The sequence below is a fragment of the Saccharopolyspora phatthalungensis genome (genome assembly GCF_014203395.1).
Lineage (GTDB): Bacteria > Actinomycetota > Actinomycetes > Mycobacteriales > Pseudonocardiaceae > Saccharopolyspora > Saccharopolyspora phatthalungensis.
The window spans coordinates 1,450,553-1,469,679 of sequence record NZ_JACHIW010000002.1 but is presented as its reverse complement, the minus strand read 5'-3'; the positions used below and the strand labels follow the sequence as shown (position 1 = coordinate 1,469,679).

The 19,127-nt window shown below is 68.6% G+C and carries 1 protein-coding gene; it reads left to right on the top strand.

Annotated features, from left to right (window positions below; genetic code table 11):
• Positions 1 to 228 precede the first annotated feature (228 nt).
• Entirely contained in the window at positions 229 to 19,116 is an 18,888-nt protein-coding gene (locus BJ970_RS32585; protein WP_512700303.1) for a DUF8616 domain-containing protein, read from the top strand.
• Positions 19,117 to 19,127: the final 11 nt, after the last annotated feature.

Below are 19,127 nucleotides of genomic sequence, written 5' to 3'. Positions count from 1 at the left end.
TGCGCGTCCGAGGTGATCTATATCCCGGCCAAGGTTCCTGGGCGGCAATAGCACGTGCGGATGCGATAGGGAAGCCCCCTTTTTCTGTCGTTTGAGGGCTAAACGCGCATAGTTGTTGCACGCGAAGATCTCGATTTGCAGCGGTGTATGGCTGGTTCATACTATCGGCGCAATGATCGTGTTGGTGTAGTCCGCTGTGCGCAGAGTGGGTGTCTTTTCGTGTCCTTGATGGTGCCGGAGGAGGTGAGGCGGCTTTTTCAGGTTTTGACCGGTGAGGATATGACGGATGCGGATGAGGATGCGTTGTTCGCGGTGGCGGCGGCGTTGGAGTCGGGTGCGGCGATGGTGGAGGTGTTGGGTCCGGTGGTGGGGGAGGTGGTGGGGCGGGTGCGGGGTGGGTTTTCGGGGAAGGCGGCGGATCGGTTCGCGCAGCGGTTGGGGGCGTTTGGTCCGGTGTTGGAGTCGGGTGGTGTGGGTTTGCGGGAGTTGGCGGGGTTTGTGCGGAATCTGGCGGTGCAGGTGCAGTATTTGAAGTTTGTGACGGTGGGTGGGTTGTTGCTGTTGTTGGCGGAGGTGGCGTGGGCGGTGGCGATGGCGGGGCCTACTGGTGGGGCGAGTATGGCGTGGTTGGCGGCGCGGTTTGCGGTGATGCGGTTGTTGCTGACTCGGTGGTGGGGTCAGTTGTTCATGCGTTTGGCGATGAGCCAGGTGGTGGGGGTGGGGTTGCAGGTGGTGATGGATGCCGGGGCGCAGGGGTTGCAGTTTGCGTTGGGGACGCGGGAGAAGTGGGATGCGGCGATGTCGGAGATGGCGGTGGGGGTGGGGTCGTTTAGTGGGTTGCTGGCGGTGCCGTTGTCGGCGTTGGGCAATGTGGTGGGTAATGCGATCAGCAAGGTGTTGGTGCGGGGTTTGGGTGACAAGATCGATGTTGAGGTGTTGGCGGCGGCGGCGAGGCAGGTGGCTGAGGAGCATGCGGAGCAGTATCCGGTGGCGTCGATGGCGAAATTCGCCGATGTGGTCTCCAAGAACCTGGACGATTGCACGGGTATGTCGGTGCGGGCGATGTGGGTGGCCCGGTTCGGTCACGGCTTGGGCGAGTCCCTGGAAGAGGGCCTGACCGAAATGCTGGGCGAGGCGGGGTATGGCGCGATCAGTGGTCAGGGGGCGCAGTGGAATCCGTTCTCGTTTACCGCCGGGGTGTCGGAGGCGATCGGTTCGGGTATCGGGAATCTGGCGGGCCTGGCGGTGCGGGGCGAGCTGATCCCGGCGGGCCGGGCCCGGGAGGACACGGGCGGGGAGAAGGATTCCGCCGGCACCGACACCGGCACGGGTACGACTGAGGAGTTGCAGGCCGAGCAAGCGGGTGAGAAGCCTGGTTTTGCGGAGACTTTCAGCGAGAAGCCGGGCTTCTCGAAGAGCATGTCCGATGTGGATTCCGGTGTGCTGGCGCCGGGTTCTGAAAAGGTGGCCGCTGACCTGGAGAAGGGCTCGGTGGGGCCGGGTGTTGCGGTCGCCTCGGCTGTTCTGTCCGCCAGTTCCGCTCCCGGGAAAACGCCGCCGGGTGATTCCTCCGGTGCGGCGGGAGCCGGAAACGGCGCGGTGGCCAGGGAGAATGCGGCAAGTCTGTCTTCGTCTGCGGGCGCGGGGCCGGGCAGCCTGGCTCAGCAGACCTCGGTATCGGATATTGGGATTGCCCCGTCTGGCGGACCGGGCCGCGTGGGTACCGGTGGTGTGGTGGGTGCGGGCTCCACGACCGGTGTGCGCGAGACGCCGGAGCTCATCTCGCCGGTGCCGCGATATGCGGGCGATGCGGCGGCTCCGGATGGGTTGTCGGGCCAGGGCAGGCCGGGCACTCCGCCGCCGCCCTACCGGCCGTCTCCGGGCGATGACCAGGTCCGCAGCGACGCACTGGGTACCGGCGATGCGACTGGGCTGGGCGGCACCCGTACTGGCACGCCGCCGCCTGCCTACAGCCCGCCAGCCGACGCCGTCCACGCCGCATCAGGGAAATCTAATGTGGACAGCGACGGTGGTTCGGTCGGGTATTCGGAGTGGTCGGCTCCGGGGCCGTTGAACCAGGGCGGCCCGCCGGTCTCTGCCGACGGGGTGACGGCCGGGGATGTCCGTGCCGATGCGCCGCAGTATGACGGCCATAGCACGCCCAGTCAGTCTCACGTGAACGATATGGACCCGCTGGGCTCTACCGGTTCGTCTGATGCGGGCAGTCCGGGTGCGCCGGTGGGGCCTCCCGTTGCGGGGCCGGGTTCGCCCGGTTCGGGTGTTCCGGTGGTCTCCGATGGTGGTGTGACGGTGGGGGATTCGGGTGTCGGTTCGCCGTTGCGCGAGGACCGCGCCGGTACTGGTCTGTCTGGTGTGGACGGACAGAATGCCGTGGTGGAGAGGGTGCGGACGGGCGAGCCAGGCTCACCGGTGGACACCAACTTGACGGGCTCCCCCGATGCGCCCGGTGTGTCTTCCGGCGGCATGGTGCCGGAGACGACTTCTCCTGTGGCCGGGGCTTTAGCCGCCGACGGCGCGGTGGTATTGCCGGGCCAGGGGCCCGCGCGGGGCGAGGCGACCGCTCCCGGTGTGTCGGTGGGAACGGGTTCGGTTGCGGGGAATGCGCCGCAATCGCCGGTATCGCCGCCGTCCTCGGGCGTGATGTCCTCGGGTGGCGGTGTGCCGGGTGCGGGGCCGGTGGGGTTGCCCGCGGATGCGGTGCGAGTGCCGGTGCCGACGGATGCGGTCTCCACAGGTGGAGTTGCCGAGTTCGTGCGTGCCCGGGTTGCGGGGACGGGTCCGGTGGTGTTTGCCTCGGGAGACGGGGCCGACTCGGGTGCGGTGGTCTCGCCGGCACAGGCTGCGGAGGTGGCGCGGAGCCTGGGGCGCGATGTCGTTGCGCTGGTGCCGGGGCGTGGTCAACGCGATGCGCGGTGGATGCGGTTCGGTGCCGATGGGGCACGCCCCCGCCCGGTGGGCGGTCCGGGACGGATCGAGGCGCCAGTGCAGACCGGCCAAGGGCGCGACGTACCGGATGCCTTTGCCGATTCCTCGACCGCCGTCCCGACAAGCGCGGCACAGACGGGTTCAACCGGGCAGGCCGAGAGGGTGCCAGCTGCCGAGGCCACCGCGACCGGCACGGCTTTCTCGGGGCAGGACACGAGCGGGCATGCCCCGGACCGGCCGGAGTCGGCGAGTGTGGCTGACTGGACGGTCTCGGACCTTCTCCGGGAGGTCGAGCGGGCGAAGGCGGTGGACGGGCCGCGCCCGGCGGCGATGCGGATCGTGCAGGGCACCCAGGACGTGGTGCGGCTGGCCCGGGGCCGGGCGGGTGTGTCGCTGGAGGACGTGGTGGCGCTGGTCGCGGCCCGGGTGACTGAATTCGGCCCTGCCGTGGCGAAGCGGTTTTCCCGAGATCTTGCGGCCAAACTCGCTACCGAGGGAACGGGGCTGGCCATTCGCGCCGGAGCGGGACCGGACCGGCAACCGGGTGTCCCGGTCGGGATGGAGTCGGCCGACCGTGAGGGGACTGTGGCGGCTGGGGTTTCGAGGGGTTCGGTCGATGCAAGAGGCCGCAAGCGCGGCCTTTCCGATGATGCGGTCGATGACGGCGCCGCGCACAGGCCCGCCGGGTCCGGTCAGGCGGCCGGTAACGCGGAGCAGTCGAGCCGGGAACTGCACTGGCAGCGAGGAGCGGAGCAGACGGGAGAGGCAGCTGGGTGGGCGGCATGGCGGGCTCCTGCTGCCGGCGAATCCTCCACCGGTGCGGTGTTGGGGGAAAGGTGGGGGCAGAGCGGCCAGGTGGGCGTGGCGCAGCCCGCGGACATCAGGGATGAGGTTGGTGCGCACCAGAAGCCGGAGTGGGAGCAGGTGCGGGAGGCGGCGCTGGCGGAAGCGCGGCGGGCTCGTGACGCCGGCGAGCCTTACTCCGCTGCGGTGTTGGGGCAGAAGTTCGGGAAGAGTGAAAGGTGGGGTCGGGCGCGGCTTGCGGAGATTAGGGATGTGCCCCAGCCGGGTGTGCAAGAGCGGGAGCAGGTGCGGGAGGCGGCGCGGGTGGAGGCGCGGCGGGCTCGTGATACCGGTGAGCCTTACTCCGGCGCGGCGTTGGGGCAGAGGTTCGGCAAGAGTGAAAGGTGGGGTCGGGCGCGGCTTGCGGAGATCAGGGATGAGGGTGGTGCTCCCCAGCCGCGTGTGCGGGATCGGGGCCGGGAGCAGCTGCGGGAGGCGGCGCGGGTGGAGGCGCGTCGGTCTCGTGATGCCGGTGAGCCTTACTCCGGCGCGGCGTTGGGGGAGAGGTTCGGCAAGAGCGAGAGGTGGGGTTGGGCGCGGCTTGCGGAGATTAGGGATGTGCCCCAGCCGGGTGTGCAAGAGCGGGAGCAGGTGCGGGAGGCGGCGCGGGTGGAGGCGCGGCGGGCTCGTGATGCCGGTGAGCCTTACTCCGGCGCGGTGTTAGGGCAGAAGTTCGGCAAGAGTGATAGGTGGGGCTGTGCGCGGCTTGCGGAAATCAAGGATGATGCGACGCTGCCGCAGGAGCAGGCGTGGGTGGAGCAGCGGTGGGTTGGTGATGCCGGTGAGATTTACGCCGGTTCCGTGTTGGGTGAGAGATTCGAGCAGAGCGCAACTTGGGGTCCGGAGCGGCTTGCAGAGGTCGGGGATGAGGGTGGTGCGCCTGGGCCGCGTGTGCGAGACCGGGCCCGGGAGCAGGCGTGGGTGGAGCAGCCGTGGGTTCGTGATGCCGGTCAGTCTTATTCCCGTTCGATGTTGGGTGAGAGGTTCGAGCAGAGCGCATTTTGGGGTGGGGAGCGGCTTGCAGAGGTCGGGGACGAGGGTGGTGCTCCCGGGTCGCTTGTGCGGGACTGGGAGCGGGATCAGGTGCGGGAGGCGGCGCGGGTGGAGGCGCGGCGGGCTCGTGATGCAGGCGAGCCCTATTCCGGTGCGGCGTTGGGTGAGAAGTTCGGGAGGAGTGATACGTGGGGTCGGGAGCGGCTTGCGGAGATCAGGGATGTGCCCCGGCCGAGTGCGCACGAGCAGGATCAGGTGCGGGAGGCGGCGCGGGCGGAGGCGCGGCGGGCTCGTGATGCAGGCGAGCCCTATTCCGGTGCGGCCTTGGGGGCGAAGTTCGGGAGGAGTGATACGTGGGGTCGGGAGCGGCTTGCGGAGATCAGGGATGTGCCCCGGCCGAGTGCGCACGAGCAGGATCAGGTGCGGGAGGCGGCGCGGGCGGAGGCGCGGCGGGCTCGTGATGCAGGCGAGCCCTATTCCGGTGCGGCCTTGGGGGCGAAGTTCGGGAAGAGTGAAAGGTGGGGTCAGGAGCGGCTTGCGGAGATCGGGGATGAGGGTGGTGCGCCCGGGTCGCCTGTGCCGGACTGGGAGCGGGAGTTGGCGCGGGTGGAGGCGCGGCGGGCTCGTGATGCCGGTGAGCCTTACTCCGGTTCGATATTAGGGGCGAGGTTCGGCAAGAGCGCGAGTTGGGGTCGGGAGCGGCTTGCGGAGATCAGGGATGTGCATCAGCCAAGTGTGCGAGAGCGGGAGCGGGAGCGGGAGGCGGCGCGGGTGGAGGCGCGGCGGGCTCGTGATGCCGGTGAGCCTTACTCCGGTTCGACATTGGGGGCCAGGTTCGGCAAGAGCGCGAGTTGGGGTCGGGGCCGGCTCGCGGAGATCAGGGATGTGCATCAGCCGAGTGTGCGAGAGCGGGAGCGGGAGCGGGAGGCGGCGCGGGTGGAGGCGCGGCGAGCTCGTGAGGCTGGCGAGCCTTATTCCGCTCTGGCGTTGGGTGAGAGGTTCGGGAGGAGTGAACCGTGGGGCCAGGCGCGGCTTGCGGAGATCAGGGATGTGGACCAGCAGAGCGTGCAGGAGAAGCAGCGGGCGGAGGCCCGGCGGGCTCGTGATGCCGGTGAGCCCTATTCCGGTCCGACGTTGGGAGCGAGGTTCGGGAAGAGCGAAACGTGGGGTCGGGCGCGGCTTGCGGAGATCGGGGATGGGCGCGGTGGTTCAACGGGGGATGCCTCGGGTGCTGGGGATGGCGTGGCGGGGGAGAGTTTCCCGTCTGCGGATGTGGCTGCGACTGGCAGGGCGCAGCGGGTAGCCGCTGAGTCGGCGAATGATGCGGTGGCCATCGAGCCGGAGGTGGGTGCTGTTGCGGGACATAGGGCGGTGCCTGCTGCTGTTGCGGCGAGTTCGGCGGATGCGGTGGCGTCGGCGCGCTGGTGGCGTGTGATGACGAGCGGGCCCGGGACTCAGGACGTGGTGCGGTCGGCCGGTGCGGATGCGGTGCCCACCACGGCGGTGAGCCTGCCGGTGGAAGGAGCGCAGGAACGTGCCGACTACACCGGCTGGACCCGGTCGCCGTATCAAGCCGCCGCCGCCCCGCCAGACGCTCGGCCGCTGCTGGTGCTCGGACACAACGAGACGCTCCTATCCGCTGATGCCGTTGCCTGGGCGAGCGGCACCGGGGCGGACGTGCTGGCACGGCTCGACCTCGGTGCGGGACCCAGCTGGTTGCTCCACCGGGCGGGCGGAAATCGGCCCCGGCCGGTCGATCCGCCCGCCGAACTGACCCGCCGGCCCAGGCTGGAACCGTTGCTGTTCCGGGGACCCCGCGATTCCAGCGACCTGATCGAGCGTGCCGCGTGGTCGGCACCCGACCTGCCCGACACCCAGATCGTGGGCGTACACGTGACCGGGGACGGGTATGCGGTCCTGGGGGATGGCAGCGTTCTCCAGCCGGAAGACTTCGCCATGCGGGTGCAGCGGGATCGGCGTTTCGTGCTGGGACCGACCATCGCACTGCTGGGCTGTGCCGCTTACCGGCGGCGCGACCCGGGCGCGTTGTCCTTTGCCGAGCGGTTCATCCGCGCGCTGGGCGGGTGGGCCTGGGCGGCCGATACCGAGGTGCTGCAGACTGCGGACGGCAGGGTGCACGCCACCGAGACAGCGGTGACCCAAGACGGAAGATTGCTGCCGATGTTCCCCTACGGCCAGGGAACCGGTCACTGGTCACTGCTGGACCCCGACGGGCAGCAAGTGGACACACGCGGCCCGGAACTGTGGGCCGCGCTGACCGGCATGACCCCACCGCGCTACACCGACCACACTCCCGAGCCGTTGATCGTGTGGTCGGACAACGACAATGCCGACCTCGCCAGCCTCGACGACAGAGATCACGACCTCGCCAGCCTCTCCGACGGAGATTACACCGAACCCGAACCCGAAGAGGAGGCGTATGAGATAGCGCGGCGGGCTTACGTGGCAGGCGAGCCCTTTACCCCTGAGGAGTTGGGGGCGCTGTTCGTACTAGACGGCGACTGGGGCGAACAGCAGCTTGACGATATGACGGAGGAGCTGGAGTTACAGCAAGAAGCGCGGAGGGTGGCGCGGGAGGCTGAGGAGGCCGGCGACCCTCTCGACCTTGATGACTTCTCGACGATGTTCGGGCGGAACCGCGGATGGGTCGAGGCGCGGATTGCCGAAATGACGGAGGCGCGGGAGGGGGAGCTCGCGCTGGAGTGGGCGGTTGCGGCAGCCGGTCAGCACTACACCGCTGAGGAATTGGCGGAACAGAGGTTCGCTGCAATGTGGGAGGAGCGGGAGGAGCGGGAGCAGTGGGAGCAGCGGGAGATGAATCGGCTAGCGCAGGAAATGGCGCGGGAGGCCGAGGACGCCGGCGAACCCCTGACCGCTCAGGCATTGGGGGCCAGGTTCGGCCAGGACCGCGGATGGGGCGCGGCGCGGCTTGCCGACATGCGGGGCGAGCCGCAGCAGGCGGCGGCGCGGGCGGCGGCGCGGGAGGCTGAGGAGGCCGGACAGCCCTACACACCTGAGGCGTTGGGGGCGAGGTTCGGCCGGGACAGCGAATGGGGCGCGGCGCGGATTGCCGAAATGCGGGACGAGCCCCAGCAGGCGCAGGCGCGGGCGGAGGCGCGGCGGGCTTATGAGGCGCGTGAGCTCTACACCGCTAGGGAATTGGGTGCGAGATTCCAACAGAACCGTCAATGGGGCGCGGCGCGGCTTACCGAAATGCGGGAGGAGTTGGTACGGGAGCGGGAGACGCGGGCGGAGGCGCGGGCGGAGGCACGGCGGGCCCGCGACGCCGACGAGCCCTACACACCTGAGGCGTTGGGGGCGAAATTCGGCCAGGACAGCGAATGGGGCGCGGCGCGGCTTGACGAGATCCGGCAGTCGCTCGATGAGCTGTTGAGTGGGTGGTGGGCCGCGCGTGAGGATGATGGGTCGTCTGCTGGACGGCGGTTGTCCGATGAGGACGTGCGCAGGCTGGCCGATGCGGTGGAACTGCGGTACCGCGACGGCGTGGGCGGACCCGGCACACGCAGTGCGGACCGGTTGCGGGGCAGGCTGGTCCACGTCCTTGAGCTGGCCCAGAACCTGGGCGGGCAACCGAGTATCGCCGACGTGCGGGATGTCCGGCTGGTGGCCGACTTGATCCGGGACACCGTCCGGATACCAGGGCCGACGGTCACGACCGCCGACGTGCACCACCTCGTGCAGGAGCTGACCGAAACCACCACGAACGCTCGCCCGCACGAACTGCGCTATCTGGCTGGCGTTGTGCGGCGGGTAGAGCAAGGTTTGGAACAGCGAGGCGAGCAGCGGCGGGCGACGGTGTCCGAACTGCGCACGCACTGGCGGCACGGAGCCACCCAGGCCGTGACCCTGCGGATGGGCACTCACACCGAAAACACCGTGGCCTACCCCGCCAGTACGGCGTCAACGCGATGGTGGCGCGACTTCCACGGCGGCCGGGTGGACCTGGACCAGGTCCGGCGGGAAATGGGGATCATCGCGGGCCAGGAGCCGCTCATCGTCGTGGTCGAAGCCCGACGGCGGAACCCGATCGGCGCGGAAAAATCCTTCCTGATCAGCGATACGGTCCGCGGTACGACCGCGCACTTGGAGACCCCGCGGGAACTCGGTCAGTGGGTGGCCGGCACCGAGCAGTACCAGCATGTCGCCGCAAACAATCACCACGGCCCGGTCGTCCTGGTGGTCACGGGCGGCAACGCGGCACTCGGCGTGCACCTCGGCCGCGACGAACTCACCCGGGGATTCGCCGAGGGACTCAACGTCGGCGGAGACGGCAGCCGACAAGTCCTGCTGGCCGAAGGCTATGTCGCACACGATCCCGCCGGACTCGGGTTGATCGCCGCAGGCCCACGGCCTGGTGACCGGCGGGACGTGCCGGGGCCGGTGCTGCGCTCGGGCATGCGAGCCAGCGTGCTGACGCTACGGCAGGGTTCCAGAGCGCAGAACACGATCGCCTATCCCGTTGACGCCGCCGACAGGGATGCCCTCCAGCGGCAGTACGACTCGGATTCGACACCGCAGACTGCTCGCGCTGATGCCCCGATGTTCGTGCTGGCACATACCACACCGCGAGGCGAATTCATCCTCGCTGACCGGGACACGTGGGAAACACAGCACGTGAGCCCACGCGAGTTCGCTCGCCGGGCGGTCGAGGACGCCCGCTACCACGGGATCACCAGACCATACGACGACCGCTCAATCATCGTCCACGTATACGACGGGGAGAGTCAGCGCACGCTGCCCGACGGGGCCCAGGGGGAGCTGGCCGAAAGTTTCGGCGAGGCGGGACATCGCGGGCGGATTTACGCGATGGAATGGGACAGTGCGGCGCAACGTTTAATCCCCGCTGTGGTGGATCTGTGGTCGCCGCGAGTGCGGCTGGCGATACGGGCGGGTTCACGCGTGCTCGACGCGATCGCATATCCGCGCAGCAGAGATGAGTCGGCCGTCTGGACATGGTGGGCGGAATCGGGCCCGGACCTGGACTGGCTGCCCGCAGAGGTGCGTGATGAATCACCGGTCCTCGTGCTGACGCGCCCGGATCCGGATGGAACTTTCGCCGACATCAACCCCACAACCCTGCGCAGGCGAGTCGAACCCCTCAGCGCCGGAGCATTCGGCCGCGAAGTCGCCGCAGCAGTGGGCGAGATAGCGACCTCAGATCCCAGCAGGGCCGTCATCGTGCTCGCGGTGCAGCCCATTGGCGGGCTTGCCCTGAGCGAGCATGCGCGCCAGCAACTCGCCAGCGGGCTAGGCCGCTACGGCCACGACGGACCGGTTTATGTCGCTAACGCCGTGACAAACCACGACGGCGGCAACATCCGGTATGAGATCGGGGACGTCACTCTCGCCGGAGAACGTCCACGCGACGCTGGAATGCCGGTGCGAGAACTGGCCTCCGATCCCTCGCACCGTTTGCTGGCGGCCGGCGGAACCCCGGCGGATGTGGACTGGTGGCGCCAGTGGTCGTCGTTCGGTTTCCGGCCGGTCGGGCATTATTGGCTCGGGTTGAATTCGGCGACGACCGTGCTCGCGCGGTTGTGGGATAATGAGTTCGTCACACCGTCGGGCACCCTGTCGGCCTTCGAATTCGGTCGCCAGGTAGCGGGCAGCGGCCCGTACCAGACTTCAATCACCGCACTACCAGACGCCCAAGTCCTGTTGGCGACCGTGGGAGCCGAGACCGGGCTCAGCGAACACGCCGCGCATGAGTTCGCTCGCGGCGTGTGGAGCAACGACCCGGATCGCATAATCCTGGTGACCGACCAGGACTTCCGGTTGCAATCCAATGAGGACAGCAATGCCGAGCTCTATCTCGGCGAGGATTTCCCGAGGCTTGTGCCGCCGCAGCACTGGTCCCCGGTGGCCGGGTCGAGCCGGCCCGCAGCCGATGACGTCGCAGCGGTGCTGACGTATCCGGCCTCCCCGACACCGGCGCCCCCGTTTGTCGTCGACACGGACTGGTTTGTCGCGGAGGCCGGCCACCGGAGCCCGGCGGTGGTGGTCGCCCGGTCGATGCGGGGACGTTTCCACGTGATGGATCCCTTGACTACCAAGATAAGGGTTCTCGGGCCGTCGGACTTCGGCACGATTGTGGCCAGGAGCGCGGAATTCCGGCAGGCCGTCCGCGACGATCCGGCCCGCCCCGTCGTGGTGGTGTTCGACCGGTGGCCCTCCGGGTTGACCGAGCAGGACGCGCGGTCGCTGGCCGAGACGCTGCGGGGTGAGGACATCCAACGGCCCGTTTTCCTGTCGATGGGCCAGTTCCAGAACCACGAGACCGGGTCGCGGCCCTACGCCCTGGTCGAGGCCCCGTCAGCGCAGTCGGCAGTGCTCACGCATCCGGCCAGCGCTGCCGATGCGCCGCGGCCGCTGCTCATCTCCGCGCTGGGCGGTCGCCACGAGGAGATTTTTCACCAGCTTCGTTCTTTCGGGGTGTCCCGGCTGTTGTCGGAGCTGGGGTATCGCGGCGCCCAACCGCCGATTGTCATCCTCGCGAGCAGGCAGGGCGACCATTTCATCCGGCCAGGCGGTCGCTTATCGCTGGCACACTACGCCGATTTGGGCTCTAATCTCGCGGAAAACCCGAACTATCTTGAGGCGACCCGCGGGGACTGGCGGCGACCGGTCGTGATCGTCCCCGTAGGGGGGCCGCGCGACTCCGACGCGAGGACGGACGAACTCGCCGGCTTCCTCTCCGGACTGCTGGGCACTCCGGACGCCGACCGGCCCGTCTACATCGCGGAAAACAATGTCCGGACAGACAGGCTCATCACTCCGACAAGCGGCGGGCGTCTCGTGGAATCCGGCCTGCGGCTGCTGACGCCCGACCGGTTGCAACTTCCTGCGCCGCAGGAATCCTTGGTGTCCCACACCCTGCGCGTCGGCGTCGGCCAGGAATCGGCTGCCAACGCCGTGGCTTTCCCCGCGGAAAGTGACCTCCCGCCACAATGGACAGGATGGGGCTCGGTGGAGCGCAGCTGGTACGGGCCCATGCTGCACCGTGCGATAAGCGAGTTCGATCCGGACCCGCTGTTCGTCTTCGTGCGAGTGCGGAACGGACAAATAGCGGTCGTAACAGACTGCGACGGCAGTCTCGCGTTCGTAGAACCGGATCCTGTTGGCCTGGGCACACGCATGCAGCATTCCCCGCAGTTCCAGCGCGCCGGCGGGCACAGCGGCCGCACGGTGGTGATCGTGGCGGACTCCGAGGATTACGTGCCAATTCCGGACTGGTACGCCAGAGCACTCGCGGAAGGCTTGCGCCGAGTCGGTGGACCACCGCGACCCGTGTACGTTTACGACGGCTACCACCACGCGGCTTTCCACACCGATGCGGTGCTGGACCGGCTGCGGAATGTGACACCCGAGCTCAACTGGCAGCGGCCTGAAGGTCTCCAAGACCCAGACGATCCGCTGGAAGCCGTCCCGCGCTACGAGCGGGATTCGCCGCCAAACTACGACAACGCCGGAGAAGTCGCGTCCGCGATCGCGACAGTCGACAGGCAACGCGAGATCGCCCTGTCCGGCACCGCCCGCCCTGCCCAGCCCACGGAGGCCACCGAAGCCGAGATCGCCACAGTGCACCAGCGCTGGAACGAGCATTTCCAGGAAGCAGAACGCGCACTGAGCGCACTTTCCGCCGACCGGGTGGCCGACCTACAGGCACGGGCCAGCACAATCCTCGCAAGCATGTGGCCACGCCCCAGACAGGGCGACACAGCATCGGCAATGGCCATGCAAGACCTGTGGGACCGGATGGCCCAACGGGTCGCGCTCCGGTTGTACGGGGATGGCCGGTCGGAAACGGGCGCGTGGGCGGAGGCCGCCGCGATGGCGGCCAGTGCTCCGTCCTTGCCTGTGGTGCTGGCGGTGCGCGGGTCGGACGAGTCGATCACCTATCCCGCATGGACGAGATCGCCGGGATTCGCGGAGGTATCAGCTGACCGAGGCCAGTTGTTGGTGGTGCTGGGCAGTGACCGCATGGTCGTGCCCGACGAGTCAGTCACCGAGACACGGCGCTCAGGCACCGACGTGCTAGCGCGGACCGACACTGGAATCGGTCCACAATGGATGTTGTACCGGGCCGACGGAACCGGGCCACTGCCCATAGAACCGCCAGCAGAGCTGACACGGCTGACCAGCCCAGCACCGCTGATGTACTTCGGACCCGAAGATGACGCGGTCGCATTGGAGGCAGCAGCACTGGCCTCGGACATACCCGGCGTGCAAGTAGTCGGCATCCACATCACCCCACACGGACATGCGCGATGGCCCGACGGCGAGGCAGGACCAGAAGAATCCGCCCAGCGCGTATGGCACGACAGACGCTTCGTCGCCGGACTACCGGTAGCACTATTCGGTTGCGGCGCCGGACAACAACCCGGGCCTGGCAACACATCCTTCGCACAACGATTCGCCACGAACCTGCGCTCCTACGTGTGGGCAACCGACGCCAGCGCCGTATGGCAAACCCACGATGGTGCGGTACACGCCACCGACACCATCACCACCGCCGACGGGCGAATGCAGCCGATGTTCACCAATGGCCACGGAACCGGCCAATGGACACTGCTCGGCCCCGACGGACAACCAGTACTCACACGCGGCCCAGAACTACGCGCCGCACTAACCGGCTCAACCCCACCGCACTACACCGACCAAACCAGTCCCGAACCGGTGATCAGGTGGTCGGACAACAGCGATGCTGACCTCGCCAGGCTCCACGAAGAACGCGACGAGGAGATGCAGGCGGATGCTGCGCCCCAGCACGGTCCGGAGCAGGAACAGGAACAGGCGCCGCAGGCTCGGCCGAGTGCATTGGAGATGCCGGAGCAGCAACAAGAGGAGACGTTGCGGGAGCAGGCGCGAGCGACCGCACGAGACGCGCTCACGCGCGGCATGCCCTACACCGCTCATGGCCTAGGAGAACGATTCAGCCGGGATCGTCAGTGGGGCGCCGAGCGACTAGCCGAGATCAGAAACGAAAGCCTCACCCCCCACCTCGCCCCGCAAGAGCAGCAGACACGAACAGGTATCTCCCCGCAGGAGCACCAACTACGAGAAACAGCACGAGAAGAAGCCCGCCGCGCTCGGGCGGCCGGCGAGCCCTACAACGCCAACGCACTGGCAACAAGGTTCGACCAGAGGCGGAGATGGGGCGCTGATCGCCTTGCCGAGATAAGGAACGAAGACCTTACGCCGCCCCTCATCCTGCAAGCGCAGCAGACACAACCAGGTATCTCCCCGCAGGGACAAGAACAACAAGCGGAGGTGCAGCAGGTGTGGGAGCAGACGCGAGCGGAGGCGAACCGGGCGCGGGAGCAGGCGCGAGCCGAGGCACACCGGGCGCGGGAGCAGGCGTCGGGGGAGGTGCGGGAGGAGGCGCGGGAGGAGGCGCGGCGGGCCAGAGCGTTGGATGCTTTCGTGCAACGCGATAGGGAGGCGCGGGAGGAGGCGCGGCGGGCCCTTGACGCGGGCGAGCCCTACACCGCTGAGAGCTTGGGACAGAGGTTCGGACGAGGCCGGATGTGGGGTGCGAGGCTGCTTTCCGAGATCAGGAACGAAAACCTCACACCTCCCCTCACCCCGCAAGCACAGCAGACACAACCAGCCACCTCCCCGCAGGGACGAGCGGAGGCGCAGCGGGCGGCTCGGGAGGAGGCGCGAGCGGAGGCGCGGCGGGCTCGCGACGCGGGCGAGCCCTACACCGGTGCGGGCTTGGGGCAGAGGTTCGGACGGTCCGCCATGTGGGGTCGGGCCCAGCTTGCCGAGATCCGGTATGAGGATGCTGCGACCCGGCCCGGTTCGCAGCAACAGGCTCAGGAGCAGCCGGGGCCGGCTCGGCGACGTATGCGGGAGCAGGAACAGTCGACACGGCAGCAGGCGCGGGAGGAGGCGCGGCGGGCTCGTGATGCGGGTGAGCCCTACACCGCAGCCGGGTTGGGGCAGAGGTTCGGGGTATCCGCCATGCGGGCTCGTCGGCTGCTTGCCGAGGTCGGGGGCGAGGACGCCGTGATACAGCCCGGACTGCGGGAGCGGGCGGAGGCGCGAGCGGAGGCTCGGCGGGCCCGGGACGCCGGCGAGCCCCACACCGCAGAGGCGTTGGGCGCGAGGTTCGGCCAAGACAGCGAATGGGGCGCGGCGCGGCTTGAGGAGATCAGGCGGCCGCTCGGTGAGATGTTGCGGGGATGGTGGGCCGCGAGTGAGGATCCTGCGGCGGCTGCCGGGCGGGTGTTGTCCGATGAGGATGTGCGCAGGCTGGCTGACGCGGTGGACCTGCGTTACCGGGATGGCGTGGGTGAGCCGGGGACGCGGAGTGCGGATCGGTTGCGGGGCAGGCTTGTTCATGCGCTCATGCTGACCGAGAGGGTGGGCGGGCGGCCTGTCGTCGAGGATGTGCGGGATGTCCGGCTGGTAGCCGACTGGATCCGGGACACCGGTGCGATGCGGGGGCCGGCCGTGTTTGCCGCGGATGTGCATCGTGTGGTGCAGGAGCTGACGGGTGGCACCACGGACGCTCGCCGGCAGGACGTGCCGTTCTTGGCCGATGTGGTGCGGCGGGTGCAACAGCGGTTGGAACATGCCGGTGAGCAGCGGCCGGCGACGGTGGAGGAGGTGCGGGCGCAGTGGCGGCGGCAGGCCACCCGGATAGTGACCGTGGCGATGGGGGGTTCGGTCGAGAACACCGTGGTGTATCCGGTTGATGAGGTCTCGGCGCGGTGGTGGCGGGCTTTCCGGGGTGACGGGGTGGATCTGGGTCAGGTGCGGGGTGAGCTGGGCGTCGCCGGTGACCGGGAGCCGGTCATGGTCGTGGTGGAGGCCAGGCGGCTGACCAGAACTGCGGACAGATCGTTCCTGATCGGTGATGAGGTTCGCGGTACGAGCGTGCAGGTGGAGACGGCGGGCGAGCTGGGTCAGCGGGTGGCCGATACCGAGCAGTACCAGCGGGTCGCCGCCACCAACCCGGACGGCCCGGTTGTGCTGGTGGTTCTGGGCGGCACCGCCGGACTCCACCTGAGTCACGACGTCCTCGCTCGACGATTCGCCGAGGGACTCACCGCGAGCGGGGAAAGTGTCCGGCAGGTTCTTCTTGCGGAGGGCTATATCTCGCACGCTCCCGCCGGGCTCGGGCTGGTCGCTGCGGGTTCTCGGCCCGGTGCCCGCCGGGACGCGCCGGGGCTGGTGTTGCCCTCGGGCGCGCCCCCGAGCTTCCGGAGTCGCGGGCAGATTCGCGGGACCGCACGGCAGAGTCCTATTCACGGCCCCACCACGGCCCCGTGGTCGCCGCGAGTGTGGCTGACGGTTCCGGCGGGTTCGGGCGTGATCGACGCGGTGGCCTTTCCGCGCGACTACAATCAGGCGGCGGCTTGGCGGCGGTGGGTCGAGTCGGGGCCTGACCTGGCCGGGCTGCCGGCACCGGTGCGTGATGGATCACCGATCCTCGTGTTGGCGAGCCGACCGTCGTTCTTCGTCTCCGTCGACCCCGAAACCGGGACGTCCAGCAACCTGTTGCCTAGGGAACTCGGCCGGATCGTGGCTGGAGAATTGCGCGAGGCATACGCCTCGGATCCGAGCAGGCCCGTCGTCGTGTTCGCGGTGGAGCCGAATGACTGGACTCCTGTTATGGGAGCGCAAGGCCCTCAGGAACTCGCAAACGGGCTACGCCACTATGGCCACGACGGGCCGGTTTATGTTGCCGCCGTTGTACAACGCGATGACGGCGGCGACATCCGCTTCGAGATCCGGCACATCACCCCCTTCGAAGGACGTTCGCGCGGCACCGATCCGAGCGACTCTTACCTGCCGGTACGGGAGATGACGTCCGCGGATCCGGGGCGTCGTGTGCTGGCGGCCGGTGGCACCTCGGTGGATGCGGACTGGTGGAGCCGGTGGTCGGAGAATGGTGTCCGGGTCGGCGATGCGGAACGGTTCGGGCCGGGTTCGACGACGGTGGTGCTCGCGCGGTTGCGGGGCGGCGAGTTTGTCACGCCGTCGGGCACCCTGTCCGCGTTCGAGTTCGGCCGCCGGCTAGCGGGCAGCGCGCCGTATCAGGCCTCGATCACTCGGCATCCGGATGCTCCGGTGGTGTTGGCGGCGGTGGGAGCCGAGACCGGGCTTGGTGAGCACGCCGCGCATGACTTCGCCTGGGGCGTGCGCGGTACCGACCCGGGCCGCACGGTCCTGGTTACCGACCGGGACTTCCGGTTGCGACGCGAAAACGACATGGCCGTGCTCCCCCTTGACGCCGGTCTCCTGAGGTTCGTGCCACCGCCGAACTGGTCCCCGTGGGCCGGACCGAGTCGGCCCGCCGACGACTCCGCGGTGGTGCTGGCCTATCCCTCCCCGCTAGGACCAGTTCTGATGCCCACAGTGGACACCCGCTGGTTCGCCTCGCAAACCGGCCACCGCAGGCCACTGGTCGTCATGGCCCGGTCGGCGGGCGGACGTTTTCACGTGCTGGACCCCTCGACCGAACAGACAAGAATCCTCGGCCCGTCGGACTTCGGCACGAGCGTGGCCAGGAGTGCGGAGTTCCAGCAGGCCGTCAGCGACGATCCGGCCCGCCCGGTCGTGGTGATGCTCAACCAGTGGCCCTCCGGCCTGACCGAACAAGATGCGCGCGCACTGGCCGAGGGATTGCGCGGCGACGGCATCCAGCGGCCCGTTTTCCTGTCGTTGGGCCAGATCCAGAACCACGAGACCGGACCACGGCCCTACGCCCTGATCGAAGCACCTTCGGCACAATCGGCACTGCTCACCAACCCAGCCAGCGCTACCGATGCGGCGCGGCCGCTGCTCATCTCCGCTCTGGGCAGTCGCCACGAGGAGGTTTCTGCCCAGCTTCGTTCGTTCGGGATTTCGCGGCTGTTGTCGCAGCTGGAGTATGGCGGCACCCAGCAACCGATTGTCATCCTCACGAGCAGACACGACGAGGACTTCATCGCCCCCGGCAGGAGACGGAACCTGCCCCCGGCGCGTGCGGGCGCTGAACTGGCGGAAAACCCGGAATATCTTGAGGCGATCCGGGGGGACTGGCGGCGACCGGTCGTGATCGTCCCCGTAGGAGGACCGAACGACCCCAACGCAAGGACGCAGGATTTCACCGACTTCATAACCGGACTACTGGGCACCCCCGACGCCGACCGGCCCGTCTACATCGCGGAGCACAACATCCGGGCATACCAGCTCACCACCTCGGCAGACGAGCGTCTCGTGGAACCCGGCCTGCGACTGCTGACACCCGACCGAATGCAGCCTCTCCCACCGCGGGAAGACATGGTGTCCCACACGCTGCGCGTCGGCGTTAGCGAGGAATCGGCATTCAACGCCGTGGCTTTCCCCGCAGGACGGGACCTCCCGCCACAATGGACCGGATGGGGTTCGCTGGAGCGCACCTGGTACGGGCCCACCCTTCGGCGCGCGATGAACGAGTTCGACCCGGACCCCCTGTACGTCTTCGTACAGGTACGGAACGGACAAATAACAGTCAGCAACGCGGCTGGTGTGCTTGACTCACCGGATCCTGTTGCACTGGGCCTTCGCATGCAGCAGTCCCCGCAGTTCCAGCACGCCGGTGGGCATATCGACCGCACCGTGGTGATCGTGGCGGACTCCATCGGTGCACGACTTCCGGACTGGTACGCCAGAGCACTCGCCGAAGGACTACGCCGAACCGGTGGCCCACCCCGACCCGTCTACGTCTACGACGGCTACCACCACTACGCTTCCAGCGCCGAGACCGCGCTGCTCTGGTTGCGCAACGTGACACCCGAGCTGAACTGGCAGCGGCCCGGGCAGGTCCGTGACCCGGATGATCCGCTGGAAACCGTCCCGCGCTATGTGCGGGGTTCGCTGCCGGCCTATGACAGTGCCGGAGAAGTCGCGGCCGCGGTCGCGGCGGTCGACAGGCAACGCCAGGCAGCCCTGTCCAGTGCCGCCCGCCCAGCCCAGCCCGCCGAGGTCACCGAAGCCGAGATCGCCACCGTGCACCAGCGCTGGACCGACCAGTTCCACGAAGCCGAACGAACGCTGAGCACACTGCCGGCCGACTGGGCGGCAGACCTACAGGCACGAGCCAGCACAATCCTCGCAAGCGTGTGGCCACGCCCCAGACAGGGCGACACCCTCTCGGCGATGGCCATGCAAGGCTTGTGGGACCGAATGGCCCAACGCGTCGCGTTCCGGTTGTACGGCGATGGCCGGTCGGAAACAGGTGCGTGGGCGGAGGCCGCGGCGATGGCGGCCAGCGTTTCGTCTTTGCCTGTGGTGCCTGGCGGTGCAGGGCCCGGATGAGTCACCCGCAT

What these genes read in the sequence shown, in the direction of transcription:
- BJ970_RS32585 (WP_512700303.1), top strand. Translation starts at nt 229, where the DNA reads ATGGTGCCGGAGGAGGTGAGGCGGCTTTTTCAGGTTTTGACCGGTGAG.